The organism is Enterobacter sp. SENG-6 (assembly GCF_001605945.1).
Taxonomy (GTDB): domain Bacteria; phylum Pseudomonadota; class Gammaproteobacteria; order Enterobacterales; family Enterobacteriaceae; genus Enterobacter; species Enterobacter cloacae.
This window is the reverse complement of record NZ_LOMM01000026.1, coordinates 20,933-44,101: the sequence shown is the minus strand read 5'-3', so window position 1 is coordinate 44,101 and position 23,169 is coordinate 20,933. Positions and strand designations below refer to the sequence as shown.

Genomic DNA, 23,169 nt, shown 5'->3' with positions numbered 1-23,169 from the left:
GCGGATCGGCGCGGTCTGGTGCCCTCACCCTGGCCCTCTCCCACAGGGAGAGGGTACAAACATAAAAAACCGCAACGTGCGTTGCTGTTTTGCTTTTATTCCGGCCATAACCACGCTGCGCCGCGCACGCCGCTGGAGTCACCGTGGACGGCTTTGCGGATTGGGGTTTCGCATTCACCGCCGAAGACCCACTGTTTGACGAGAGCAGGCACCGTCGCGTACAGCCGGTCAACGTTGCTCATCCCACCGCCCAGCACAATCACATCAGGATCGAGAATGTTCACCACATGCGCCAGCGATTTCGCCAGGCGCATTTCGTAGCGGCTCAACGCCAGTTCCGCCACGGGATCCTGCTCCTCAACCAGACGCATGATCTCGTTACCCTTAAGCGGCTGACCGCTCAGCCGGTGGTAATCGGTGGCAAAACCGGTGCCGGAGATAAACGTCTCAATACAGCCCTGCTTTCCACAGTAGCACGGTACTTCAGTACGGTATTTAAGTTCGTCTTCATCCATCCATGGCAATGGGTTATGTCCCCACTCGCCTGCCGTACCGTTACCGCCAATATGCGCACGCCCGCCGAACGCCACACCGGCCCCGCAGCCGGTACCGATGATGACAGCAAAAACGGTCTGGGCACCGGCCGCCGCACCGTCAATCGCCTCTGATACCGCCAGACAGTTCGCATCATTTGCCAGACGCACCTCACGCTGCAGACGCGCGCTCAAATCTTTATCAAAAGGCTGGCCATTGAGCCAGGTGGAGTTGGCGTTTTTCACCACCCCGGTATAAGGCGAAATGGACCCGGGAATGCCCATCCCGACGGAGCCGGTCTGTCCTGTCGCCTGCTCTGCCATCTCAACCAGCCGGGCAATCGTCTCGATAGTCTGGTGATAATCGTCGCGCGGCGTGGGCAGGCGGTGACGGAAAAGCTGCTCCCCCTGCTCGCTTAGTGCGATAACTTCAGTTTTGGTGCCGCCCAAATCAATCCCAATACGCACAAGACTCTCCTCATTATTTTGATTATCAACAGAGTAGAAGCACGCTTCCCGATTAGCAATGCAAGCGATGCGACAATTCGTTATCATGCCCGCTGATTTAACGACAAGGCCGTGGAAATTATCATGCTGTGGTTCAAAAATTTGATGGTTTACCGTCTCAGCCGCGACGTTTCGCTGCGTGCAGAAGAGATGGAAAAACAGTTAGCCGCTTATACCTTTTCCCCTTGCGGAAGCCAGGATATGGCAAAAACCGGTTGGGTTCCGCCAATGGGTTCACAAAGCGATGCCCTGACCCACGCCAGCAGCACGGGTCAAATCATCGTTTGCGCCCGTAAAGAAGAGAAAATCCTGCCCACGCCGGTGGTGAAGCAAGCGCTGGAAGCGAAAATTTTTAAGCTTGAAGCCGAACAGGGCCGCAAGCTGAAAAAGACCGAAAAAGATTCCCTGAAAGACGAAGTGTTGCACTCCCTGCTGCCGCGCGCGTTTAGCCGCTTCAGCCAGACCATGATGTGGATCGATACCGTCAACGGGCTGATCATGGTGGACTGCGCCAGCGCCAAAAAAGCGGAAGATACGCTGGCCCTGCTGCGTAAGAGCATCGGCTCTTTGCCGGTGGTTCCACTGGCGCTGGAAACGCCTATCGAGTTAACCCTGACCGAATGGGTTCGCAGCGGCACGGCGGCGCAAGGGTTCCAGATCCTCGATGAAGCCGAACTGAAAGCCCTGCTTGAGGATGGCGGTGTCATTCGTGCGAAAAAGCAGGATCTGGTGAGCGATGAGATCGCCGTCCACATTGAAGCAGGCAAAGTGGTCACTAAACTGGCGCTCGACTGGCAGCAGCGTATTCAGTTTGTGATGTGTGACGATGGCTCTGTTAAGCGCCTGAAGTTCTGCGATGAACTGCGCGATCAGAACGAAGATATCGATCGTGAAGATTACGCCCAGCGCTTTGATGCGGACTTTATCCTGATGACCGGCGAGCTGGCCGCGTTGATTCAAAATCTGGTAGAAGGCCTCGGCGGCGAAGCGCAGAGATAATTTCGTCTCAACCTGACCCTCTCCCCAACGGGGAGAGGGAAGAAGATTATTTCAGATAACGGCACAGATAAGAGGTCGGTTCAGCAACCTGCAGATGGAACTCACTGTGGCCAGGGACGTTGAAAACTTCGCCGGCAGAGTAAACTTTCCATTCCGTTTCACCCGGCAGTAAGACGTTAAGCGCACCACTTACCACCGTCATCTCTTCAGCTTCGGCCGTACCAAAGGTGTATTCCCCTTCAGCCATCACGCCGACACTGGCGCGGCCAGTGCTGCTGCTGGTAAAACCAATGGATTTCACTTTACCGGAAAAGTATTCGTTACTTTGAAGCATGAACTGGCCCTTATATTTTTAGATAAAAATTCACTATAGGGGCCATGCTCATGACCTGTCACGCAAAATCATCAGGTAAGGAGTTCTGAGGCCAGACGCGCCATCAGAACGTTCGACAACAGTACCGGCACATCCAGCGCTTTTTGCAGTAGATCGCGGTGATGCTGGTGGAACCCCAGGCAGTCGAGGATCAATACATCAGCCCCGCGCTCCAGTAACTCCTTCCCGGCCGCAATGAGTTTGGCCTCACTGTCCCAGAAGGGATTGGCCAGCGCATACAGGGGCGTTTTTTCAAGCACGTGCCATTTTGCTTCCTGGTTGTCCATGAGTTCTTCAATGGGCACAATCACCCCCACCTGGTGTCCGTCCACAATGGATGCCACCAGCGGCGGAATGATTCGCATCGGCTCGAGTAAAATCGCATTACGCGCCATGAGCCCCTTAATGGGAGCAGTACTCATCAGCAAAATAACGTCATACTCTTGATTATCGAGCACTTCTATTACTGCCTGCAGCGAGCGCTCAATTTTCTGTCGCGAAACATGCGCCAGTTTACCGTCGCTTAATAACGTCGCCAGGGGATCCTCCCCCGCCTCTACAGCGTAGTCCTCCATGACCTCTTCCCGGCTCATCTTCCCCAGCAGGCTGAGATGCGTGATCTGTTGTTCAGATACATGCTCGGTTAAGAGCGGTAACACTTCGCTTACAGGGACCACACCAATAGTGATGATCGCCAACGTTGCCTTCATCGTCTTCGCCTTCCATTACTACAAAAACTTATTACACAGGTACAGGCTCACTACGCTGCACAGTTCGTTTTTTCAACAAAACAGCACCAAGCGTAGCAGGTGATCTCCATCCCGAAATGTAAAGATCACCTGCCGGTAGCGGAGCTACCTGTAATAACTAAATATTAACTCCTGCTTAACATTAGCGATGAGTAAAAAGTGTGATTCAGGCACGGTATTGGAGCGTTTAGGAAAACATCTATGACTTATCGGGATCTTCGTAGCGCCGTTTCGCATCCAGCGCTTCCTGTTCAGTCTCATGTTCACTGATGAGAGAGTCGGGTTTAGGGTGATCGGCACGCAGTTGATACCAGGTCACGGTTTGATCGCCATTGCCTTTTTCAACGGTAACAATACGTGCTTCACGCGGATAGGGAGGTCTGGTTGGCATAGCTCATCCTTTTTTTATGTCAGAGCTATAAGTATAGACGGCGGTTAGCTGGCACAAGCCAAACGCAGGGCGGTAATAATCTGAATCACAACCTCTTCGGGCGACGCGGAAGCATCCACCACGTGATGTGCCGCTTCGCGGTATAACACATCGCGCTCCGCCAGCACTTCGCTCACCTCTTCGCTGAGCGGTCTGGAGGTCAGCGCAGGGCGTTGCCCCTCTTCCGGAAACGCTTCCAGACGCCCCACCAGCGCAGCCACGGGTGCACAGAGATAAATCACTATCCCTTTTTCACGCATAAAGCGGCGGTTATATTCCGCCAGAATAATTCCGCCGCCTGTGGCAATTACCGCATCGGGTGCCGTTACCGCTTCCAGCGCGGCCGTTTCACGGCAGCGAAAGCTCTCCCAGCCCTCTTTTTCGACGATATCCGCGATGGTTTGTCCGGCCTGAGTCTGCAGCCAGTGGTCGGTATCAACAAAATGACGTTGACAGGCACGCGCCAGCTCCAGGCCAACGGTGGTTTTCCCACAGCCGCGGGGGCCAACTAAAAAGATGGGTTGGGTCATAACCAGGTGTTTCCCCTTGATGCCGGATGGCTGAAGAGTGTAAAGAAATAATTGCAGAAGATGTTGCGTTTACTTTACTGCAAAGCGGTACGGAATGACAACCCTGTCACTGCCATACTGTACCACATATTGACAATGATTATCATTTAGCAGTGCGACGTTTCACTTCCAGCAGCCACTTATCCAGCTCTGCGGCAAACTGCTGGCGGTCACGTTGAGATAAACTGTCTGGCCCGCCGGTCTGCACACCGCTGGCGCGAAGCGTATCCATGAAATCACGCATGGTCAGTTTTTCCCGGATGGTTGCTGGTGAGTAACGCTCCCCGCGCGGGTTCAGCGCTGCGGCGCCCTTTTCCAGTACCTCTGCGGCCAAAGGAATATCCGCCGTGATCACCAGATCTTCCGCGCTGCACAGCCGTACGATCTCGTTATCCGCCACATCAAAACCGGCAGGAACCCGCAACGCACGAATGAATCGGGAAGGCGGTACGCGGATATTCTGGTTTGCCACCAGCGTAAGCGGCATCTGAACACGCTCGGCAGCGCGGAACAAAATCTCTTTAATCACATTCGGACATGCGTCCGCATCAACCCAAATCGCCATAATGTCTCCCCTATTGATACTGGCGACTATTGTCGCCTGCATTTCGTTGTTAAGCTATCAATCAGAGAAAACAACGCATAACGACGGAGAAACGTGATGGATAAGAAAATCGGGTTTATTGGCTGCGGTAACATGGGCAAAGCCATCCTGGGTGGCCTGATCGCCAGCGGGCAGGTCCTGCCGGGTCAGATTTGGGTCTATACACCATCACCGGATAAAGTCGCGGCGTTACGTGATGAGTATGGTATTAACGCAGCCGAAAGCGCGCAGGAAGTGGCCCAGGTCGCCGATATCGTCTTTGGGGCGGTTAAACCGAATATCATGATCAAAGTCCTGAGCGAGATCACCTCCAGCCTGAATAAAGACACGCTGGTGGTGTCGATTGCCGCAGGCGTGACGCTCGATCAGCTGGCCCGTGCACTGGGTCATGACCGTAAAATTGTTCGCGCAATGCCCAATACCCCTTCACTGGTCAATGCCGGGATGACCTCCATCACCCCTAATGCGCTGGTGACCACGGAAGATGTGGCCGATGTGCTGAACATTTTCCGCTGCTTCGGCGAAGCGGAAGTGATTGCCGAGTCGATGATCCATCCGGTTGTGGGCGTGAGTGGCTCTGCTCCTGCGTATGTCTTCATGTTCCTGGAAGCGATGGCGGATGCTGCGGTGCTTGGCGGTATGCCACGTGCGCAGGCCTATAAATTTGCCGCACAGGCGGTGATGGGCTCAGCCAAAATGGTGCTGGAAACCGGTAAGCATCCAGGGGAACTGAAAGATATGGTCTGCTCGCCTGGCGGTACCACCATCGAAGCGGTGCGGGTGCTGGAAGAGCGCGGATTCCGTGCGGCGGTCATTGAAGCGATGGCGAAATGCATGGAAAAGTCAGAGAAGCTGAGTAAGTCCTGACCAAACTAAGCCGGATGTCAGGCGGCCACCTCGGTACGTCCGCGTCCGGCATTTTTGGCTTTATAAAGCGCGATATCTGCCGCTTTTAACCACTCGCGGTAGTGGGCAAACTGTGTTCCCCATGGCGCAACCCCCACGCTGATGCGAAGCCGTTCGTTCGGGGCACAGGGTAACGACAGTTTTTTTAGCCGCTCGTGGACGCGGGACATCGCCGCAATTGCACTTTCTGCCGGGGTCCCGGACATGATGATCGCGAACTCATCGCCACCGAAACGGCCAATATAATCCCCGGCCCGCAGCGTCATCTGCAGTTGACGAGTGATAGCAATGATCGCTTCATCGCCCACATCATGTCCCCAGGTATCATTGATGCTCTTGAAGTGATCGATATCGATAAGCAGGATCGTGGTTTGACAATGATCCCGTCGGCACTTTTCATACTCCATCCGCAGCAACGTTTCCCAGTGGCGCCGGTTATAAACGCCCGTCATGCCATCGCGGGTACTCATCAGCTCAAGTCTTCGCTTATTTTCCGCCAGGCGAATGGCCGTCTGATGGCTCACCCAGGCAAAGAGTATTGGGTAGATCATCAAGACAGGCAGCGTCAGCCACCACTCCAGCGCTCCGGAAGAGAGCACCACAACATTTCCGGTTAGCTTCAGCGTCACGACAGCGGATAACGTGGTTATGGCAATGCCTGCGAGAAACAGGCGACAGCCGCCGGATCCCATCATATTCATGCCCATCATCATAACCAGCGCAGCCGATGGCAGAGCGTTCACGCCCATCAGGCCAATCCAGATCCCGGCAAAAATAGCGTCGATCTTCAGATTGAAGATTTCACATTGATAAGGTTGAGATGAACGGCAGGTGAACTGCCAGGCAAGATGCGGCCAGATAAAAACCCAGCTCACCAGTAATAACCACCAGCCGCCGGGCAGAAAATGCGTGACCAGAACGCCGGCAACAGGAAAAAACATCGCCGCCAGACCCACAATCCGCCCCAGCCGGACGCGCCGGGCAAAGCGTATGCCGGTACGGTGCGCGTCATCCTGAGAAAGGTTTTGAAGCCACTCTTCCCCGATACGCTCTTTATTGTAAAAGTTTTCGTCGTTCATCATATTTTGGGAATATTCTGAAACATTTTCCCAAATTATAGAGAGGGGGGATGCGGAGAAAGTATGAAATTTCGGGTGAGTCACCGTAAGGACTCACCCGATAGGACTATGCCTGTTTCTTCAGACAACCACTCATAAACTTGCTGCGATCGTCGCCTTTCAGCATTTGTTGCGTGGCCTGAGCGTTACATTCACGCATTTTTTGCTGCTGCGGCGTCAGGCTTTTTTCATCTGGTTTGGATGCACCATTTTTGAGGCAATCGCTCATATATGTCTTACGGACATCCCCTTTCAGCGCTTTTGCTGTCGCCTGTTGGTTGCAGGTTGTCATACGCTGCTGTTGAGGTGTTAAGGTTTTCTCTTCCGCATGCGCTGAGGCGATCAGGCACAGGCCGGAAAACAGGGTAACCAGTATTGTTGTTTTCATTGCACCATCCTTTATGTGAAGTTCCACATTAAGTCTGGTTCGTTGCGGGAAAAAAACCACCCTGCGACAATGATTTTCTTCGGGTTTATGGATTATTTCATCTCTGGCGCGGCACGCTGTTCATTACCCGGTTTCGCCTGACGCGTTAGGGTATTTAATAGCGAGAGGCATGAGATGAAATAGAGGCTCTGTTTAAATTCTTTTCTCCCAGTGCGAAGGCCAAAAATAAAAACAGAGCGACGACAGGCATCCTGCATGACCATTCTATGACAGGCCATTCTCTTTCAGCAGGCTAGCTGCGAGGATGCCTTAATAGCTTCTTTACGTATTGCTGAAGCATCTCCGCGTCTTCAGCGGGGACCAGCGAATCGGGACGAGCCTTGTCCAGCGCGCTTTCTACATTATCGATTAACGCCTGTTGCTGCGGTTGTGTCATTTGTCGGAGCAACGCCGTAACGACAATTTCCAGCGCCTCGACCTGGGCGACCAGTTCTTTTGACTCTTCTTCCTTTTGTGCAAGCTTGACCAGCAACTCAGCAATGAGATTTTTCATCGTGCTATTTCCTTATGCGTTTTTTCTGAACTTAGCATTCAGAATGAATAATGCAAAGAGGAGAAAAGTATTATCTTATGCAAAAGTGATGCTGCTGCCAAAATAAAGATGAATGGCAAGCAGCGAAACGTTTTTCTCTTTAGAAAAAGCCGCATTTAGTTATATAAAAATGCGGCAACCATAAGAATATATAATACATTACGTCAGAAAATTAACGCGCTGCTCTCGCCTGCTCTAATTGGCGACGGCGTCTCAGCGCAATCGCCAGCTGGATAATATTGATCAACACCACAATCGCCGTGGCCGCAAATACCCAACGAAAACCGGCCATCGCCGAAACGGATGCGCCAATAAGCGGACCGGCAACATTACCTAAATACATAAATGACTGGTTATAGCCAAAAATACGCCCTGTCACCTGGTCACTTGAATATTTCACCAGCAAGGTCTGCACCGCAGGTAACATGGCGCCATCGGCAAAGCCGAGCAGGAATCGCAGCACGCCGAGCTGAAGCGGTGAGGTGACGAACGACATCGCAAAAAAGAGTACCACGGCAAAAATCAGCGTGGCCATCAGGATACGCGCCGTACCGATCCTGTCGCCCAGTTTTCCCAGCCGCGGCGCAGAGATTAACGCCGATACGCCCGGCACGGCAGCAATCATCCCGCTGAGAAACGCAATATTGCTGCTGTCTGGCTCCATCGATTTTATAAACAGCGCCAGAATCGGGCCTACCGAACCGTTACAGAGCTGGATCACCATGGTGGTTACGAACAGGCTTATCATCAGACCGGGATACGGCAGCGAGGCGAAGACCGCTTTGCCGCTCAGGCGTTCAGATTTACTGACCACCGGACGTCCCCCCTCCTTGATCAGAAACAGCGTCACCAGAAAACTGATCACCAGCAGGATAGCGGTAATGAAGAAGACGGCGCGCAACCCTACGTGGTCGGCCAGAAAGCCGCCTAACAACGGGCCGCCGATAACGCCACTGATCTGTGCGGTGGAGAGCGTACTCAACGCCCAGCCGCTACGTTCACGCGGCACCTGTGAAGCGACCAGCGCCATGGCGTTCGGAATATAGCCGGATGTCAGCCCCATGATCGCCCGCAGGATAAACAGCTGCCAGACGTTAGTGGCAAAGGCCTGCAGCAGGATGGCTATTGCCATTCCCAGCGAAGCGCGCAGCAGCATCAGTTTGCGCCCTTTTCGATCCGCCAGGCTCCCCCACATGGGTGACACAATGGCGGAAACCAGAAACGTCACGCTGAACGTCAGCCCCGACCACATGGAGAGGGCTTCATGCGAGGTCACGCCCAGCTGCGAGACGTACAGCGGCAGAAAGGGCAAAATCTGGCTGATGGCCAGCCCGGTGAAGAAACACCCGAACCAGACCGAGATGAGGTTAACTTTCCAGGATTCCATAAAAGAAATAGTCTTCATTTTTAGGCAAATGCGCCGACAGATTAGCAAGTTACCGGCATCTACGCCGTGCCAGAGATGCGGCCTTGCTGACTTTGGTGTTTTATCTTCCCAGTCATCATATTTGTGAAATATGTCACAAATCATCCAATTTCTGGCGGAAGATTATGCTTTAGCGGCAGAGTCCAAAGCCGCGCATTCCCAGATGGAAATGGTTGGCGTGCGCCGCGTTATACTCCGGCCCCAGGCCGTTCCCGTAGTAGCCGCAGCTCTCCGTCAGCAGCGCCTGTAGCCACGGCTGCGTTTTGGTCGATCTCCAGCCGTGCAGAATGGTGACCCGTTCACCGTTCGCCAGCCGAAACGCGCTGATATCCAGCGCCTCTGCCGTGGCATGTTCGCTGCGTCTTGCATCAGGGCGGTGGTAAATATTGCGACAGGCGTAGCTGCCCAGGTGCTCAATGCGCACCAGCTCGCTTCCGGTCCAGGTTCTGGTGAGTGGCCGGGCCTGCTGGCTGACAAACAGTGCAGAACTCAGCGCCAGCGGGCAGCTGGCAAGAAAGCTGCTGTTCAGGCTGACCGGTCCGAAGTCACGCACGCGCACCACGTTGTGAAGGGGGCATGCTCCGGCGCTGTCGGCGACAGGCTGTGTGCGAATAAGGGCCTTCTGATTGGCCTGCGATAACAGGCTGGCACACGCCTCGGGGGTAAGGCGCCGCAGTTTGTACTGAGTGATTGGGCCTGGCGGGTCGTCAAGCGAGAGCGGCGTAAAAGGGTTGTAGTGAGACGGCAACCAGCGGTAACCCACCGTTGCGACTGCCACCAGAATGAAAACGATCAGCAACGTTTTGCCTTTCACACTCCCCCCTCTTTACTCCCAAAACATTATGGCAGAAGGTCGCGAAACCCGCAGGGCATCGTGGTATGTTATTGGCTTTTCGTCAGACTGGAAGAGAGTGAGATGGCAAAGCAGCGCGTAGGTATTGTCTTTGGGGGAAAATCAGCGGAGCACGAGGTTTCATTGCAGTCGGCAAAAAATATTGTCGATGCGATTGATAAAAACCGTTTCGACGTAGTGCTGCTGGGCATCGATAAACAGGGCCAGTGGCATGTGAACGATGCGAGTCAGTATCTGTTAAACGCCAACGATCCGGCACATATCGCCCTTAATCCTTCTGAAATCAGCGTCGCCACCGTCCCTGGCGTAGTGAAGGGGCAACTTATCGACGCCGGTAATGCACAGGCTCTTGCTCAGATTGACGTCGTGTTCCCAATCGTCCACGGCACGCTGGGCGAAGATGGTTCGCTGCAGGGTATGCTGCGCATGGCTAACCTGCCGTTTGTCGGCTCCGATGTGCTGGGCTCCGCCGCCTGTATGGATAAAGACGTCACCAAACGCCTGCTGCGCGATGCCGGGCTGAACGTTGCCCCGTTCGTGACGCTCACCCGCGCCAACCGCGATAAATACACCTGCAGCCAGATTTCCGCCCAGTTGGGTCTGCCGCTGTTCGTGAAGCCTGCGAACCAGGGCTCCTCCGTTGGCGTCAGCAAAGTGACAAGCGAAGCGCAGTTCACCGAAGCCGTTCGTCTGGCTTTTGAGTTTGACCACAAAGTCGTGGTTGAGCAGGGTATCAAAGGCCGTGAAATTGAGTGCGCGGTGCTGGGCAATGATTTCCCACAGGCAAGCACCTGCGGTGAAGTGGTGTTAAACAGCGATTTCTACTCTTACGACACCAAATACATTGATGATAAAGGCGCTCAGGTCGTCGTGCCGGCAAATATCGATCCGGCCATCAACGATAAGATCCGGGCGATCGCCATCAACGCCTGGCAGGCTCTTGGCTGCTGCGGCATGGCGCGTGTGGATGTGTTCCTGACGCCAGATAATGAGGTGGTGATTAATGAAATCAACACCCTGCCGGGCTTTACCAACATCAGCATGTATCCAAAACTGTGGCAGGCCAGCGGTCTGGGTTACTCTGAGCTGATCACCCGTCTGATCGAACTGGCGCTGGAGCGTCATGCCGCTGACAGCGCACTCAAAAGTTCCGTAAACGGTTAATCGGTTCTTTTCACCGTCTCCGTCTCATCCGCTGTCGTCTCTTCCGGACGACGGCGGATAATTAACCCAGCCAGCCAGAAACTGATCACCCAGGTCACCAGCCCGACAGCATAGGTTTGCCATCCTTTGGCTTCAAACCCCAGCAGCCCTACGACACCGTTAAGAATAAAGATCAGCCCGATAGCAAAGGCGTAGTAGTGCCAGTCACGGCGTAGTTTGGACGTGAGCTTCATAACAACTCCGGCAGGAAAAAAAGACATCCTCTCACAGTTTTACGATCGGGTCTGTGGCAGATGGGGAAAATCTGAAACACGACGCAATTTCAGTTAAGTAATGAATTTGTGATGTGCTGCAGAAATCGACAATCCAGGAGAATTCCGCAGGGGAAATTACCACGATTCTGATATTGACAAATGCTATGACCTGTCAAACTCACCGTGTGCGAAGCGTATTAACAGAGTGATATTTCCGGAGGTCTTTATGGCTGACTTTACATTGTCGAAACCGATTTTTGGCGGCACACCACCAAAAACCTCCACTGCGGGTAATATTGCGTATGCCCTGTTTGTCCTGTTCTGCTTCTGGGCAGGCTCCCAGCTTCTCAACATGCTGGTTCACGCGCCTGGCGTCTATGAACATCTGATGCAGGTGCAGGATAACGGACGCCCGCGGGTTGAGATTGGTTTGGGTGTGAGCACCTTGTTTGGCCTTGTCCCCTTCCTCGCGGGTTGTCTGATTCTCGGTGTTGTCGCGTTAGTCGTACGCCTGCGTCGTCGCCATTAACGTCCCATGCAACGAGCCCGACGATCGTCGACGCGTTTGGCGAACCATGCCGTTGTCAGGTTACGCGTGATTTTCGGGCTTTCCAGTTGAATACCCGGCAGGATTGCCCGCGGTAACGCTTTTCCACTCTTCTTCTCGGCCAGCGCGAAAACCTTCTTGTAGAGATCCGTCTTCTCGAACGCCAGGCTATCCCCTTTCTCCAGCTGACGGCGAATGTCGCTATCGCTCATGCCAAGCGTTGTTGACAGTTTGCGCACCGCCAGTTCCGTAGTGCCCGCCTTGCTGCTGCCGTAGGCGATGAGATCGCCGTCCAGCGCCAGCTTCACCCCGCTGGCACGGCTGACCGCACTCTGAAACGCCGCGTTTCGGCTGGCATACCAGCCCGCGTTAAAGTCAGCAAAGCGGTACAACGGCTCGCTGTAGCTCGCCGGATAGTTCAGCAGATGGTACGTGCCAAACCACAGTCCGCCACGCAGGGAGAAGACTTCCTGGCGCACCGTCCCGTCGATTTTCCACGGATAACCGTCCGTATGCTGCTCGGCAAACGCAATGCTGACCTGCATCGGGCCGCCGGTGTGCACCGGATTAAGCGAGCCGAACAGTTTCTGCCCCATCGGCACCATATTGATGAAATCATCAAAAATGGCGCTCAGCTGTTTCTCGGTTTTCACCGTGTCCAGCCGATCGCTGTAGCTTTTGCCGTTTGGCGAGGTGATTTTAAGGGCGGTATGCACCAGGAACACCGGGATATGCATCGATTCCGCGCGACGGTCGATCTCTTTCCAGGCAATTTTGTTCAGCCCCGGCACCACCGGATCTGACTGGTACATCGACTCCTGCTGCGCCACTGCCAGCACCGAGCAGATATTCTCCTCGGTAGGGGCAATTTTCTGACTTTCAAAGGTCTTCGCTAACGCCTCGGCCCACGCATTGCGGTCTTTCACCGTAGAGGGCATTTTTTGCCGCACCACGCTCGCCACATCTACAGGTTTCTCACCTTTATTAAGCGGGGCGGCCCCTTTTTCGGCACACCCCGCCAGCACGAGTGCGGCGAGTAAAGAGAGCGATAATGTACGCGGTACGGCAAAAGACATAGCAATTCCCTTTTTAGCTAAATGTATTGGTGACTTCCTGCAGATCCCGATCGTCCAGCTCGCGTTCAAAGCTGCGCAGACGTTTGTAGATGGACATCAGTTCCACCAGCGTGGTCCAGGAGCTAATCAGATACTGGAACGACCCGCGAACCTGACCAAATACGTTGGTGATCTGTGTCATCAGACCCAGCGTTATCGTACCCGCAACAATGGACGGGAACAGCAGGAACAAACCGAAAACGTTATCCACCTGCAGATACAAAATGCGCGCAATGTTGAAGTACATATAGTGGAAGTAAAGACGGAAATAGTTGCGACGCACGGCGCCAAACAGTTCACGTACGGTTGGCGGCGAGGCGCGGTTGGCGTCATCTTCACCATACACCAGCTCTTTACGATACGCCGCTTCGACGCGCTGATTTTTAAACTCCAGCCCAGGTAGCTTGATCCCCACCACGGCCAGCAGCCCCGTTCCCATTAATGACCAGACAATAGCGGCAATCACCAGGCCATACGGCAGATGACCAACAATCGGCAGGTCTGGCACGTGCGCCGAGAGCGTCACCAGCACCGGCAGGAAGGCAATCAGGGTCATAATGGCATTGATAAAGCTCACGCCCATGTCTTCAAGGGTCGAGGCGAAACGCATGGTGTCTTCCTGCACACGCTGTGCGGCGCCTTCGATATGACGCAGGTGTTGCCAGTGCGCCATATAATGTTCGTTCATCGCGGTACGCCAGCGGAAGACGTAGTGGCTGACAAAGAAATTGTTCATGACGCCAATCACCACCGCAATAAGGGCAATACCGAGGAAGATGCCAACTTCATGGTAGAACTGATTGATAGTCACCTTATGCGGTGAACTCAGCGCACTCTGGATCAGATCGTAGAACGGGGCATACCAGGCGTTAACCGCCACCCCCACTTCCACCAGAAACCAGGTGACAAAGATGATCAGCGACGTGCCCAGAATCGACCAGTACTGCCAGCGATGTGGCGAATAGACAAACCAGAACAGGGCAAAAAGCCCTACGCAGACCATGTAGTAGGCATAAAACAGCAGATAGCTCAGCGACCAGAAACGCGCCGCGCTAATGGGAACCTCGCCCGTCGCGCCCGTGATACGCGTCAACCACGCTCCGCCGCCGGCCTGCCAGAAAATGACAGCGATCAGTGCCCAAATAAATGCCGACAGGAAAAATGGCCCCGGCTTTGGGAAAAAAGACTTAAACATGATACATCCTTCTTGTTGTTATGGCTGTTGCTGTGCTCAACACATCACCACACGAAAATCTTGCCTGGGCCAGGTGCCTGGCGCAGGCAAAAAGGTCAGACCCGAGGGTTTATTATTAGTTCGCTTTCCAGTTTTCAAGAATTGTTTCGGTGCGTTTCACCGCGGGCGGGTTTGCGGGCGCAATGAAGTTGCGCCAGACGTCGTTGTAGTGGTTAATCAGAATGCGGGCTTCGGCCGCCGGGCGATTCGCGGTGGTATGCGCATCCTCCGCCACGGTGATGTGGTAGCCCCGGCTGACGCCATTCTTGAACGTGGCATCGACACAGTAATCGGTGGCACAACCGCAGATGACAAACTCCCGGATCCCCTGCTCGCGGAGCAGTGCCTCAAGCGTGGTGTTATAGAATGCATCGCAGGCCGTCTTGGTCACGTAAAGGGCATCAGCAGGTTGATGCAGTTCAGGCAGCAAGGCAAACCCTTCACTGCCCTCTTCCAGACCGCCGGGCTCGGTATGCTGAATAAAAATCACCCGATCGGCTGCCTGCGTAAGCTGATTGATCAATGAAACACATTTTTCACGCTGATGACGAGGCGTTTCGAACACCCCCTGCTGCATATCGACAACCATAACCACACGCTTTCCGGACATACCCTTCTCCGCAAGATTGAGTAACACAGCCCCCTATCATAAGGCCGATGTCACAAAATGGGAGACTGACGGTAAGTAAATTCTTCTGATTTACTCGCAGTTACGTTTTTCTGGTTATCGTTATGTAATTCGGGGCATTGCACCGTACGGTTTAGTAGTATAAATACCCATTACTTTCCTCATTCACACTATGGATGCTTTTCGTTGAAACGTTGTCTGCTCTTTTTCGCCGCGCTGTGTGCGGTGAGCTTCTCAACCGCCCAGGCAGCCCAACCGCTGACGGCGCCCGTTCTGGCATCAGATATTGCCGATCGCTACGCGAACCTGATTTATTACGGCAGCGGCGCGACGGGAATGGCGATGGTCGTCATCGACGGTAATCAGCGCGTGTTTCGCAGTTTCGGTGAAACGCGTCCCGGTAATAATGTTCATCCGCAGCTGGATTCCGTCATCCGCATCGCGTCCCTGACCAAGCTGATGACCAGCGAAATGCTGGTGAAATTGCTGGACCAGGGCGTGGTGAAACTCGACGATCCGCTCAGCAAGTATGCTCCGCCGGGCGCACGTGTCCCGACGTATCAGGGAACGCCGATAAGGCTGGTCAACCTGGCAACGCATACCAGCGCCCTGCCTCGCGAGCAGCCAGGGGGTGCGGCGCATCGCGACGTTTTTGTCTGGCCAACGCGTGAACAGCGCTGGAACTACCTGAGCAAAGCCACGTTGAAGTCCGCGCCCGGTTCTCAGGCCTCTTACTCCAACCTGGCGTTTGACCTGCTGGCCGATGCGCTGTCGACGGCAGCGGGCAAACCGTATACGCAGCTGTTTGAAGAGCAGATCACGCGCCCGCTGGGCATGAAGGACACCACCTTCACCCCATCACCGGATCAGTGCCGCCGTCTGATGGTCGCCGAAAAAGGTGCCAGCCCGTGTAACAACACGCTGGCAGCCATCGGCAGCGGCGGGGTTTATTCCACCCCTGGCGACATGATGCGCTGGATGCAGCAGTTCCTCTCATCAGACTTCTACTCACGCAGCCATCAGGCCGACCGAATGCAGACGCTGATTTACCAGCGCAGCCAGTTGCACCGCGTGATCGGTATGGACGTGCCGGGCAAAGCCGACGCCCTCGGTCTGGGCTGGGTATATATGGCACCTAAAAATGGCCGTCCGGGCATTATTCAGAAAACGGGGGGTGGTGGAGGATTCATTACCTATATGGCAATGATCCCCCAGTCCAACGTGGGCGCTTTTGTGGTGGTCACCCGCTCGCCAAATACCCGTTTCGTCAATATGAGCGATGGCATCAATAACTTAGTGGCTGAGCTCAGCGCCAATAAAGCCCAGGTGCTTACCGCCTCCGTCCAGCCTTAATATTCCGTGGGCAAACGGTTGATGCTAACCAGTTTGCCCCGGCTCATATTGATGTAGTTCCCCTGTCGAAGCGCAGCGAGTACCTCTGCCACGACCGAACGCGAAATGCGCGTGCTTTGTTGAATATGATTCATCACACCAATTTTTGAGCGCAGGGTTTCATCCCATTCGGCCATATTCAGCAGCATGGCGCGGATTTGGTGATAGGAGTTATTTCCTACCAGTTGCCTGTCCCGCTTTTCCAGAATGGATTTAATCCAGGACAGCCAGCAGAAAGCTTCTTTCCAGAGAGAACTTTGCTGAATAAGCTGCAGAGAGGTCGAAGCAGGTAAATAAAAGCCTGTGCACGGATTTTTGGCAACGACCCGATATTCCTTGCTGTAATCAAGCATGCCTGCAGTCAGCCCCAAAATAAAGGGCGCGGTGGCAATGCCAATCAGCAACTCGTCAGAACGGCGATAGATTTCAATAACGCCGGTCTGTAATACAAAGGTGCTGGGTTCATCATTATCATCATTTGAAATAATCTGCTGGGGAGCAGATTTAAATGGGGTACTGGCTACTTTCAAACACTGTTCGAGCCGGCTTAATTCAGAAAGTGGTTTCGCATTAACTTTCATGCAGACCTCTGGACATCCGTATTTGTCGGTTCAATATTATTTTTTTTAGATGACAAAGCGGGGGATATATTCCCCCGCTTTTATACTTTACCAGGTATATTTCACACCCAAATTGGCGCCCCAGTTCTGGTCAACGTCACCGCCGCCCAGGTAAGTGGCATCCGTGTATGCACTGAAGTTTTTGGTGAAGCTGAACTGTGTGCCCAGACCCACACGCACCGCAGAGCCTTCAACGCCGTTATCAATGCTGTCGCCATTCACGTTCGTATTGTTATCAGCATCGTCATACACATACGCCAGTTTGACGTATGGCGTCAGAGCCTGATCGCCGCCGTAGTTGAAGGTATACCCTGCGTCGACACCGAGTTCATAGCGCAGGCTGTCGTAAGACTGGCCATCAATTCGCATGTCATTGCTCAAGCGGTAGTCGTCACCCGACTGGAACAGCCCAGACACTGCCGCATAAGGCGTGACGTAGCCGGACAGGTTTGGTTTCCAGTCATAACCCAGTTTCATACCGAAACCAACCGCATCTGTCGTGGTATTACCGTCCACGTACTGACCGTTACTCATGGTCGCGGAGAGATCGTTATTGAAGCGGGTGTAGCTCAGGGAGCTGTCGAGGAAGACATCGTTGGCAAACTTCGCAGAGGCATAGATCATCGCCGTCTGGCTATCCTGATCAACCTGACCGGTACGATCGCTGATATCCCCCTTCGCGAAACCTGCCGCGCCACCCACGATCCACTTCGCGTTGTTACCGTCAATCTGCGTATCCAGACCAACCATAATCCCGCTTACGTCCTGATCGTAGCTGATAACACCATTGTCAGCGTCAAAGTTGCCGCCGAAGTAGCTCACCCACGCCCCGCCGTTATCGGCCAGACCGTGACGGCTGTTAGTCAGACGGGTTCCAACGGTATCCTGCTGCAGATCCCAGATATTGGTATTCGCTGACGGAATGCTCAGCGCCATATTGGCGTAGTCAGTCAGCGCTTTCTGCTGCAGAACAACCGTGTCACCCTTCTGCTGCGCCTGGTAGGTATAGGCACCTAAATCGGCTTTGTTTGCTGCCGTAAAGCGGGCCGCAGTGTCTGCGTTATTGTCATAAACGCGGATGATCTCTTTGTTTTTATAATCAGCAACAGAACCGGCGCCGGTCGCATCGTCGATACGCACGGTGTAGTTACCTGCCACATCACCGTTCACCGCCAGATGACCGTCTGAGTTAAGCGCCACGACGCCATAGTCGTAATCTGCTTTGCTCTTGTCGTTGGTAATAAAGCGAGCGTTGTTCAGATCGCTGTTCAGCACGTAGTCACGGCTGGCAACGTTCAGCACACCGCCATCGGTCAGCACCATGTTGTGCGTGTCCACCTGACCCAGGCCCAGTGCCAGTTCCGCACCGTTGTCGACGGTGATGGTGTTGGCATACAGTTCAGCCGTTTCTTCCGTCAGCGCGGCACGGCTATAGCTGTCCAGATACAGGCTGTCTGTCGCCACTGCACCGCTGTCGCCAATATTCAGGGTAGAGGCGTTGGTCAGGGTGATGGAATCCGCCAGCAGGCCAGAGTCTTCAACATTGACCTGCGACTGGTTATTCACTGCCAGCGTGTCGATGTTAGACAGTTTGCGGGTATCCCACTCTGAACCGTTGTTCAGGGTGACGTTGAACAGACCGCTCTGGTATACCTCTTCACCTGCAACGTGACCGTTGGTGTCGTAGGTGGAATCAGGCCAGATGCTGTTTGGAGACAGGGTTCTCCAGTCAACGCTGCTGTAACCCTCACCATACATCTGCGCGGTGCCGATCGCTTCAACGCTGGATTGTGCTGCGCCAACCCATTTGCTGCCGTTGGTCAGTGTGACATCCAGCTTATCGGTACCATCCCAGCCGTTGGTGGTTGGGTTATACACACCGTCTTCGGTGGTATCGGTTGCCGGGTCGCCATTCTCGTAGAAGTTATTGTCGAAGGTGCTGGAGAACAGGATATCGCCGGTAACGGTAGAGTGATCGAAGGTGGCGGTGGTTTGCATGGCGTTGTCAGACGCGCTGGCCGCGACGATCAGTGCCGCGTCATCTGCGCCGGTCGCGTTGGTTTCACCGTAGTCGCTCGGCTTCGCGGTTTGACCATAGAACCCGCTGGTACCCAGATCGCTGTATGCGCCGGAGGTCAAAACAGAGTCTTTGACCACCAGGGTGTTAGTAAAGACATTACTGCTATCCGCAACGCCTTCAACGCCGTCATACGGGGTATTGTCCAGCTCATGGTAACCCTGAGTCAGCGTGATACCTGCAACGTGGGAGTTGTTCTGGATAACAATATCCGATTCCACATCCAGCGTAATCGCATTACCCAGTCCATAGGTATCCAGATAGTGGGTTTCGGTGTTGTCACCATTCAGAACATCATACGCATAATGCTCATAGGTATCGTTAATGGTGGAGTGATCTACTGTCAGGCTAAAACGATCGTACTGTGTATGGGTCGTATCATCGGAGTCTACGCCTCCAGTACATGTAGTAGTCACGCATCTTTCCGAGGTGATCATGCCATTAATGGTGCTGTTAGAAATGCTCAGCGCATTCGCTCTTCCATTGACACCATCGTCAAGGTAGTACGTCGAAATAACACCGTTCACCGTTGACTTATTAATCACCGGATAAATGTCACCGTCGTGGGTTACATCCGAGTAATCCCAGTCAGCGTAGCCATAATACCAAGGTGTTGATGCTGTATTATCATATCCGAAGGTATTATATGTGGTACCAGAAATATCTTTCGCATTGGCCTGAGAAGCGATAGCCAGGGTGCAGGCTAATGCAAGTTGTGATACAACCAGTTTCTTTTTCCATGTTTGCATTGGGTCATCCCTCCTCAGGGACGTAAGCAAGTTTGTCCATCAAATCATTTGGCAACATTGTATTGCGGAGGGAATTATGCATTTTCATTTCGAAAAGGTTCAATGAATGATTCCATTAAGTCCGTATACAGACTAATAACATGAAAAAAATGCAACGACATTAAAAATTATAAATAAACACTATAAAAACAGCGAATTAAAATCATCTGATATAAATATAGAAAATATAATAAAGAATAATAGATCATTATTAATGATATATTTACTTCAATTTAGAAATCGCACCAATATCTCGAGCGTGTGAAAAACAGGCTGACGTTGGTTATATATATTGACCATGTGAAACATCGCAAACCCCATTTCGCATTAACAAAAAGCCTACTTTCGTAAAACCCTCTCCTCCACTTTCATGTACACTAGCCTTCTTTGTTCCACAAACGTCAGGCATATCATGACCGATTTAATTGCTCGTCCCCGTCGTCTGCGCAAGTCACCTGCACTGCGCGCTATGTTTGAAGAGACAACACTGACCTTAAACGATCTGGTGTTGCCGATTTTTGTTGAAGAAGAGATCGATGACTACAAAGCCATCGACGCCATGCCAGGCGTGATGCGCATTCCGGAAAAATATCTGGCGCGTGAGATCGAACGTATCGCCAACGCGGGGATCCGCTCGGTGATGACCTTTGGCATCTCCCACCACACTGACGCTACCGGCAGCGATGCCTGGAAAGAGGACGGTCTGGTCGCCCGGATGTCGCGGATCTGCAAAGAGACCGTGCCGGAAATGATCGTCATGTCAGACACCTGTTTCTGTGAATATACCTCTCATGGCCACTGCGGTGTGCTGTGCGATCACGGTGTCGATAACGACGCCACTTTGCTGAATCTCGGCAAGCAGGCGGTGGTAGCTGCAGCAGCCGGTGCGGATTTCATCGCACCTTCCGCTGCCATGGACGGGCAGGTTCAGGCGATCCGCCAGGCGCTTGATGCGGCCGGATTCACCGATACCGCCATCATGTCCTACTCCACCAAGTTTGCCTCTTCGTTCTACGGTCCGTTCCGTGAAGCGGCCGGTACAGCGCTGAAAGGCGATCGCAAAACCTATCAGATGAACCCGCTGAACCGCCGTGAAGCCATCCGTGAATCACTGCTGGATGAAGCCCAGGGCGCAGATTGCCTGATGGTGAAACCAGCTGGCGCGTATCTGGATATCCTGCGCGACATTCGCGAGCGCACCGAGCTGCCGCTGGGTGCATACCAGGTGAGCGGCGAGTACGCGATGATCAAATTCGCCGCGCAGGCGGGTGCGATCGACGAAGAGAAAGTGATCCTGGAAAGCCTGGGCGCGATCAAACGTGCTGGCGCGGATCTGATCTTCAGCTACTTTGCGCTGGATCTGGCCGAGAAGAAAATTCTGCGTTAATCCGCTTTAGCGCCGGGTGGCGGCTTCGCCTTACCCGGCCTCCTCTCTGCGCTAATCTTCACCAAACTGCAATACAACCGACATCTCTCCCTTCTACTGTCTGAGCAAGACGGCAGGAGGAGTAACCATGTTTAGTCTCGATAGCGTTCTCGACGACCTTTGGCCTCAGGCGAGGCCTGCACCCTGGCAAAAAAGTCTGTTAAAAAGACTGTTCTACGAAGAAGAATTCCAGCAATTTGCCGCGACACACCGCCATCTGAAAGGCCTGGATATGGTGGAGCAGGTTCTGGAGCACCTCGATATACTCTGCACCGTTTCCGCCCGCGATCTCGAACAAATCCCTGAACATGGCCCGCTGGTCATTATTGCCAACCACCCAACCGGAACGCTGGACGGGCTGGCGCTGATGTATGCCGTTTCCCGTGTACGGCGCGATGTGAAAGTCGTCACTAACCGGATGCTGACCCACCTTGAACCGCTTAGCTCGCTGTTTATTCCGGTGGACAACATGGGCGGCAGAACGGCAAAAACGTCCCTGATGCAGATGGAACAGCATCTGCAAAACGCTGGGGTGCTGATCTTCTTCCCGGCGGGAGAAGTGTCCCGTCCTACGCGCAAAGGGATCCGCGATAAAAAATGGCACCCCGGCTTTATTAAACTCGCCAGTAAGCTGCGCGTACCGCTGCTGCCGGTGCATATTCAGGCACACAACAGCCTGCTCTTTTATGCCAGCACGCTGGTGTCCCCCACCGTATCGATGCTCTTGCTGATGCAGCAGATGTTCCGCCGCCGCCACAGCCAGCTACCGATAAAGATCGGCCAGCAGATAGCCTGGCATCACTGGTATAGCACAACCCTTTCATCGCGTGAGATGGCCGAGCAGTGCCGTCAGCACGTGATACGTCTTGGCAAGGGAGTGCCTGGCGTCTTTAAAACCCAATGCGCCATTGCCCGTCCGGAAGACCGGGCCACGCTGAAGCGCGAACTGGCCCAGGCCGAATGTCTGGGCAAAACCAGCGATGGCAAAACCATTTATCTGTGGCAACGCAACGGACAGGAAGAGGCTCCCCTGCTGCGCGAGCTGGGACGCCTGCGCGAGATCGCGTTTCGCGCCGTGGAGGAAGGGAGCGGTAAACGTCGGGACACCGACAGTTACGACGATGACTATCTGCACCTGATCCTGTGGGATGAAGACGATCTGGAGATCGTCGGCGCCTATCGCTTTATGCCCACTGCCAGACAGGTCGAGCAACGCGGTCTGGAAGGGCTTTATAGCTACAGTCTGTTTAACTACGACGATAAAATGCAGGGCGTGCTGGAACACGGTATTGAACTGGGGCGCAGCTTTATTCAACCACGCTACTGGGGTCGTCGCGGTCTGGACTATCTGTGGTCCGGTATTGGTGCCTATCTGGCGCGTTATCCGCACTACCGCTACCTCTTTGGCCCGGTCTCGATTTCCGGTGGCTTACCGCCTGCCGCACGGGATCTGCTGGTGGCGTTTTACCGCCTCTGGTTCCCGGCGACACATCCCTTAGCCGCGTCACGTCAGCCTTATCCGGCCTCCCTGCCGGACGTGCTGGCACAGTTTGGCGGGGTCGATTACGTGGATGACCTGACGAAGCTGAAATCCCTGCTTGGTAATCTGGGTTGCGGTATTCCACCGCTCTACAAACAGTATTCCGAGCTGTGTGAACCCGGCGGCGTGCAGTTTATCGATTTTGGCAGCGATCCGGCGTTCAACAACTGCATCGACGGGCTGGTGCTGGTGGACTTGTGCTACCTCAAGGCAAACCGCTATCAGCGGTATATTGAGGCGCACCTTTAACTGTGCGGTTTTTTGTAGGCCGGGTAAGCGCAGCGCCACCCGGCAAGAACGGTGCACATTTGCCGGGTGGCGGCTACGCCTTACCCGG

At 53.8% G+C, this 23,169-nt stretch carries 24 protein-coding genes; 7 read left to right on the top strand and 17 right to left on the bottom strand.

Features of this window, described 5'->3' with window-relative positions:
- Window positions 1-95 precede the first annotated feature (95 nt).
- Window positions 96-1,001, bottom strand: coding sequence for a fructokinase (mak, locus tag AX755_RS14295; RefSeq protein ID WP_032618450.1), 906 nt, complete (start codon window positions 999-1,001; stop codon window positions 96-98).
- Between the two features lie 123 nt (window positions 1,002-1,124).
- Here mak and rdgC point away from each other — a divergent pair, with 123 nt between their 5' ends.
- Window positions 1,125-2,039, top strand: coding sequence for a recombination-associated protein RdgC (gene rdgC / locus AX755_RS14290; RefSeq protein ID WP_013095820.1), 915 nt, complete (start codon window positions 1,125-1,127; stop codon window positions 2,037-2,039).
- A gap of 46 nt (window positions 2,040-2,085) precedes the next feature.
- Here the strand turns inward: rdgC and ppnP are convergent, their stop codons facing one another.
- From ppnP to AX755_RS14265, 5 genes are all read right to left on the bottom strand, one after another.
- Window positions 2,086-2,373 (bottom strand): pyrimidine/purine nucleoside phosphorylase, encoded by a 288-nt coding sequence (gene ppnP, locus AX755_RS14285; protein ID WP_013095819.1) that lies wholly within the window; start codon window positions 2,371-2,373, stop codon window positions 2,086-2,088.
- A 71-nt stretch (window positions 2,374-2,444) separates the two neighbouring features.
- Window positions 2,445-3,122, bottom strand: a complete 678-nt coding sequence (locus tag AX755_RS14280; RefSeq protein ID WP_013095818.1) for an AroM family protein — start codon at window positions 3,120-3,122, stop codon at window positions 2,445-2,447.
- 238 nt (window positions 3,123-3,360) lie between these two features.
- Window positions 3,361-3,552 carry a protein YaiA gene (yaiA, locus tag AX755_RS14275; protein ID WP_013095817.1) on the bottom strand — a complete coding sequence of 64 codons (192 nt, stop codon included), beginning with the start codon at window positions 3,550-3,552 and terminating at the stop codon, window positions 3,361-3,363.
- A gap of 44 nt (window positions 3,553-3,596) precedes the next feature.
- Window positions 3,597-4,121 carry a shikimate kinase AroL gene (gene aroL, locus AX755_RS14270; RefSeq protein WP_062856962.1) on the bottom strand — a complete coding sequence of 175 codons (525 nt, stop codon included), beginning with the start codon at window positions 4,119-4,121 and terminating at the stop codon, window positions 3,597-3,599.
- A gap of 142 nt (window positions 4,122-4,263) precedes the next feature.
- Window positions 4,264-4,725, bottom strand: a complete 462-nt coding sequence (locus AX755_RS14265) for a YaiI/YqxD family protein (RefSeq protein WP_013095815.1) — start codon at window positions 4,723-4,725, stop codon at window positions 4,264-4,266.
- 96 nt (window positions 4,726-4,821) lie between these two features.
- Between AX755_RS14265 and proC the strand changes: the two genes are divergently transcribed.
- The gene (gene proC, locus AX755_RS14260; RefSeq protein ID WP_013095814.1) at window positions 4,822-5,631 is read left to right on the top strand and encodes a pyrroline-5-carboxylate reductase; all 810 of its coding nucleotides are present in this window, start codon (window positions 4,822-4,824) and stop codon (window positions 5,629-5,631) included.
- Between the two features lie 17 nt (window positions 5,632-5,648).
- Here the strand turns inward: proC and adrA are convergent, their stop codons facing one another.
- The 5 genes from adrA to AX755_RS14235 all read right to left on the bottom strand — a co-directional run bounded on the left by adrA (window position 5,649) and on the right by AX755_RS14235 (window position 10,008).
- On the bottom strand, window positions 5,649-6,752 hold the full coding sequence (adrA, locus tag AX755_RS14255; RefSeq protein ID WP_062856961.1) for a diguanylate cyclase AdrA: 1,104 nt from the start codon (window positions 6,750-6,752) through the stop codon (window positions 5,649-5,651).
- A gap of 103 nt (window positions 6,753-6,855) precedes the next feature.
- The gene (psiF, locus tag AX755_RS14250) at window positions 6,856-7,176 is read right to left on the bottom strand and encodes a phosphate starvation-inducible protein PsiF (protein WP_062856960.1); all 321 of its coding nucleotides are present in this window, start codon (window positions 7,174-7,176) and stop codon (window positions 6,856-6,858) included.
- Between the two features lie 292 nt (window positions 7,177-7,468).
- Window positions 7,469-7,729, bottom strand: a complete 261-nt coding sequence (gene iraP, locus AX755_RS14245; RefSeq protein ID WP_013095810.1) for an anti-adapter protein IraP — start codon at window positions 7,727-7,729, stop codon at window positions 7,469-7,471.
- Window positions 7,730-7,940: 211 nt separating this feature from the next.
- Entirely contained in the window at window positions 7,941-9,155 is a 1,215-nt protein-coding gene (locus tag AX755_RS14240) for a multidrug efflux MFS transporter (protein ID WP_013095809.1), read from the bottom strand.
- Between the two features lie 169 nt (window positions 9,156-9,324).
- A complete protein-coding gene (locus AX755_RS14235; protein ID WP_062856959.1) occupies window positions 9,325-10,008 on the bottom strand; it encodes an extensin-like domain-containing protein in 684 nt (227 codons plus the stop codon).
- A gap of 102 nt (window positions 10,009-10,110) precedes the next feature.
- Between AX755_RS14235 and ddlA the strand changes: the two genes are divergently transcribed.
- Complete coding sequence (gene ddlA / locus AX755_RS14230) at window positions 10,111-11,211, top strand: D-alanine--D-alanine ligase (protein WP_062856958.1); 1,101 nt, start codon at window positions 10,111-10,113, stop codon at window positions 11,209-11,211.
- Here the strand turns inward: ddlA and AX755_RS14225 are convergent.
- Entirely contained in the window at window positions 11,208-11,444 is a 237-nt protein-coding gene (locus AX755_RS14225; RefSeq protein WP_020686357.1) for a DUF2754 family protein, read from the bottom strand. The two genes, ddlA and AX755_RS14225, sit on opposite strands and share 4 nt — an antisense overlap.
- Window positions 11,445-11,691: 247 nt before the next feature.
- On the opposite strand from AX755_RS14225, the gene AX755_RS14220 reads away from it, so the two are divergent.
- Window positions 11,692-11,994: a DUF2755 family protein gene (locus AX755_RS14220; protein WP_013095805.1), complete on the top strand. Its 303-nt coding sequence runs from the start codon at window positions 11,692-11,694 to the stop codon at window positions 11,992-11,994.
- On the opposite strand, the gene AX755_RS14215 is transcribed toward AX755_RS14220, so the two are convergent.
- The 3 genes from AX755_RS14215 to AX755_RS14205 all read right to left on the bottom strand — a co-directional run bounded on the left by AX755_RS14215 (window position 11,991) and on the right by AX755_RS14205 (window position 14,971).
- Window positions 11,991-13,088, bottom strand: a complete 1,098-nt coding sequence (locus AX755_RS14215; protein ID WP_062856957.1) for a DUF1615 domain-containing protein — start codon at window positions 13,086-13,088, stop codon at window positions 11,991-11,993. The genes AX755_RS14220 and AX755_RS14215 overlap by 4 nt on opposite strands.
- Before the next feature lie 13 nt (window positions 13,089-13,101).
- A complete protein-coding gene (gene sbmA / locus AX755_RS14210) occupies window positions 13,102-14,322 on the bottom strand; it encodes a peptide antibiotic transporter SbmA (protein WP_013095803.1) in 1,221 nt (406 codons plus the stop codon).
- Window positions 14,323-14,437: 115 nt separating this feature from the next.
- Window positions 14,438-14,971 carry an isochorismatase family protein gene (locus tag AX755_RS14205; RefSeq protein ID WP_040023336.1) on the bottom strand — a complete coding sequence of 178 codons (534 nt, stop codon included), beginning with the start codon at window positions 14,969-14,971 and terminating at the stop codon, window positions 14,438-14,440.
- Window positions 14,972-15,175: 204 nt separating this feature from the next.
- Between AX755_RS14205 and ampH the strand changes: the two genes are divergently transcribed.
- Complete coding sequence (gene ampH, locus AX755_RS14200) at window positions 15,176-16,342, top strand: D-alanyl-D-alanine-carboxypeptidase/endopeptidase AmpH (protein WP_013095801.1); 1,167 nt, start codon at window positions 15,176-15,178, stop codon at window positions 16,340-16,342.
- Here ampH and AX755_RS14195 read toward each other — a convergent pair.
- Together AX755_RS14195 and AX755_RS14190 are read right to left on the bottom strand one after the other, a co-directional pair.
- Complete coding sequence (locus tag AX755_RS14195) at window positions 16,339-16,962, bottom strand: helix-turn-helix domain-containing protein (protein WP_013095800.1); 624 nt, start codon at window positions 16,960-16,962, stop codon at window positions 16,339-16,341. The genes ampH and AX755_RS14195 overlap by 4 nt on opposite strands.
- 87 nt (window positions 16,963-17,049) lie before the next feature.
- Complete coding sequence (locus tag AX755_RS14190) at window positions 17,050-19,827, bottom strand: autotransporter outer membrane beta-barrel domain-containing protein (protein WP_062856956.1); 2,778 nt, start codon at window positions 19,825-19,827, stop codon at window positions 17,050-17,052.
- Window positions 19,828-20,278: 451 nt separating this feature from the next.
- Here AX755_RS14190 and hemB point away from each other — a divergent pair, with 451 nt between their 5' ends.
- Together hemB and AX755_RS14180 are read left to right on the top strand one after the other, a co-directional pair.
- A complete protein-coding gene (gene hemB, locus AX755_RS14185) occupies window positions 20,279-21,253 on the top strand; it encodes a porphobilinogen synthase (RefSeq protein ID WP_013095798.1) in 975 nt (324 codons plus the stop codon).
- Between the two features lie 127 nt (window positions 21,254-21,380).
- Entirely contained in the window at window positions 21,381-23,081 is a 1,701-nt protein-coding gene (locus AX755_RS14180) for a lysophospholipid acyltransferase family protein (RefSeq protein WP_062856955.1), read from the top strand.
- Window positions 23,082-23,169: the final 88 nt, after the last annotated feature.

Bases quoted from the DNA above. Each gene is read 5' to 3' on its own strand.
- rdgC (WP_013095820.1), top strand. From the start codon at position 1,125: ATGCTGTGGTTCAAAAATTTGATGGTTTACCGTCTCAGCCGCGACGTT.
- ppnP (WP_013095819.1), bottom strand. From the start codon at position 2,373: ATGCTTCAAAGTAACGAATACTTTTCCGGTAAAGTGAAATCCATTGGT.
- AX755_RS14280 (WP_013095818.1), bottom strand. From the start codon at position 3,122: ATGAAGGCAACGTTGGCGATCATCACTATTGGTGTGGTCCCTGTAAGC.
- yaiA (WP_013095817.1), bottom strand. From the start codon at position 3,552: ATGCCAACCAGACCTCCCTATCCGCGTGAAGCACGTATTGTTACCGTT.
- aroL (WP_062856962.1), bottom strand. From the start codon at position 4,121: ATGACCCAACCCATCTTTTTAGTTGGCCCCCGCGGCTGTGGGAAAACC.
- AX755_RS14265 (WP_013095815.1), bottom strand. From the start codon at position 4,725: ATGGCGATTTGGGTTGATGCGGACGCATGTCCGAATGTGATTAAAGAG.
- proC (WP_013095814.1), top strand. From the start codon at position 4,822: ATGGATAAGAAAATCGGGTTTATTGGCTGCGGTAACATGGGCAAAGCC.
- adrA (WP_062856961.1), bottom strand. From the start codon at position 6,752: ATGATGAACGACGAAAACTTTTACAATAAAGAGCGTATCGGGGAAGAG.
- psiF (WP_062856960.1), bottom strand. From the start codon at position 7,176: ATGAAAACAACAATACTGGTTACCCTGTTTTCCGGCCTGTGCCTGATC.
- iraP (WP_013095810.1), bottom strand. From the start codon at position 7,729: ATGAAAAATCTCATTGCTGAGTTGCTGGTCAAGCTTGCACAAAAGGAA.
- AX755_RS14240 (WP_013095809.1), bottom strand. From the start codon at position 9,155: ATGGAATCCTGGAAAGTTAACCTCATCTCGGTCTGGTTCGGGTGTTTC.
- ddlA (WP_062856958.1), top strand. From the start codon at position 10,111: ATGGCAAAGCAGCGCGTAGGTATTGTCTTTGGGGGAAAATCAGCGGAG.
- AX755_RS14225 (WP_020686357.1), bottom strand. From the start codon at position 11,444: ATGAAGCTCACGTCCAAACTACGCCGTGACTGGCACTACTACGCCTTT.
- AX755_RS14220 (WP_013095805.1), top strand. From the start codon at position 11,692: ATGGCTGACTTTACATTGTCGAAACCGATTTTTGGCGGCACACCACCA.
- AX755_RS14215 (WP_062856957.1), bottom strand. From the start codon at position 13,088: ATGTCTTTTGCCGTACCGCGTACATTATCGCTCTCTTTACTCGCCGCA.
- sbmA (WP_013095803.1), bottom strand. From the start codon at position 14,322: ATGTTTAAGTCTTTTTTCCCAAAGCCGGGGCCATTTTTCCTGTCGGCA.
- AX755_RS14205 (WP_040023336.1), bottom strand. From the start codon at position 14,971: ATGTCCGGAAAGCGTGTGGTTATGGTTGTCGATATGCAGCAGGGGGTG.
- AX755_RS14195 (WP_013095800.1), bottom strand. From the start codon at position 16,962: ATGAAAGTTAATGCGAAACCACTTTCTGAATTAAGCCGGCTCGAACAG.
- AX755_RS14190 (WP_062856956.1), bottom strand. From the start codon at position 19,827: ATGCAAACATGGAAAAAGAAACTGGTTGTATCACAACTTGCATTAGCC.
- hemB (WP_013095798.1), top strand. From the start codon at position 20,279: ATGACCGATTTAATTGCTCGTCCCCGTCGTCTGCGCAAGTCACCTGCA.
- AX755_RS14180 (WP_062856955.1), top strand. From the start codon at position 21,381: ATGTTTAGTCTCGATAGCGTTCTCGACGACCTTTGGCCTCAGGCGAGG.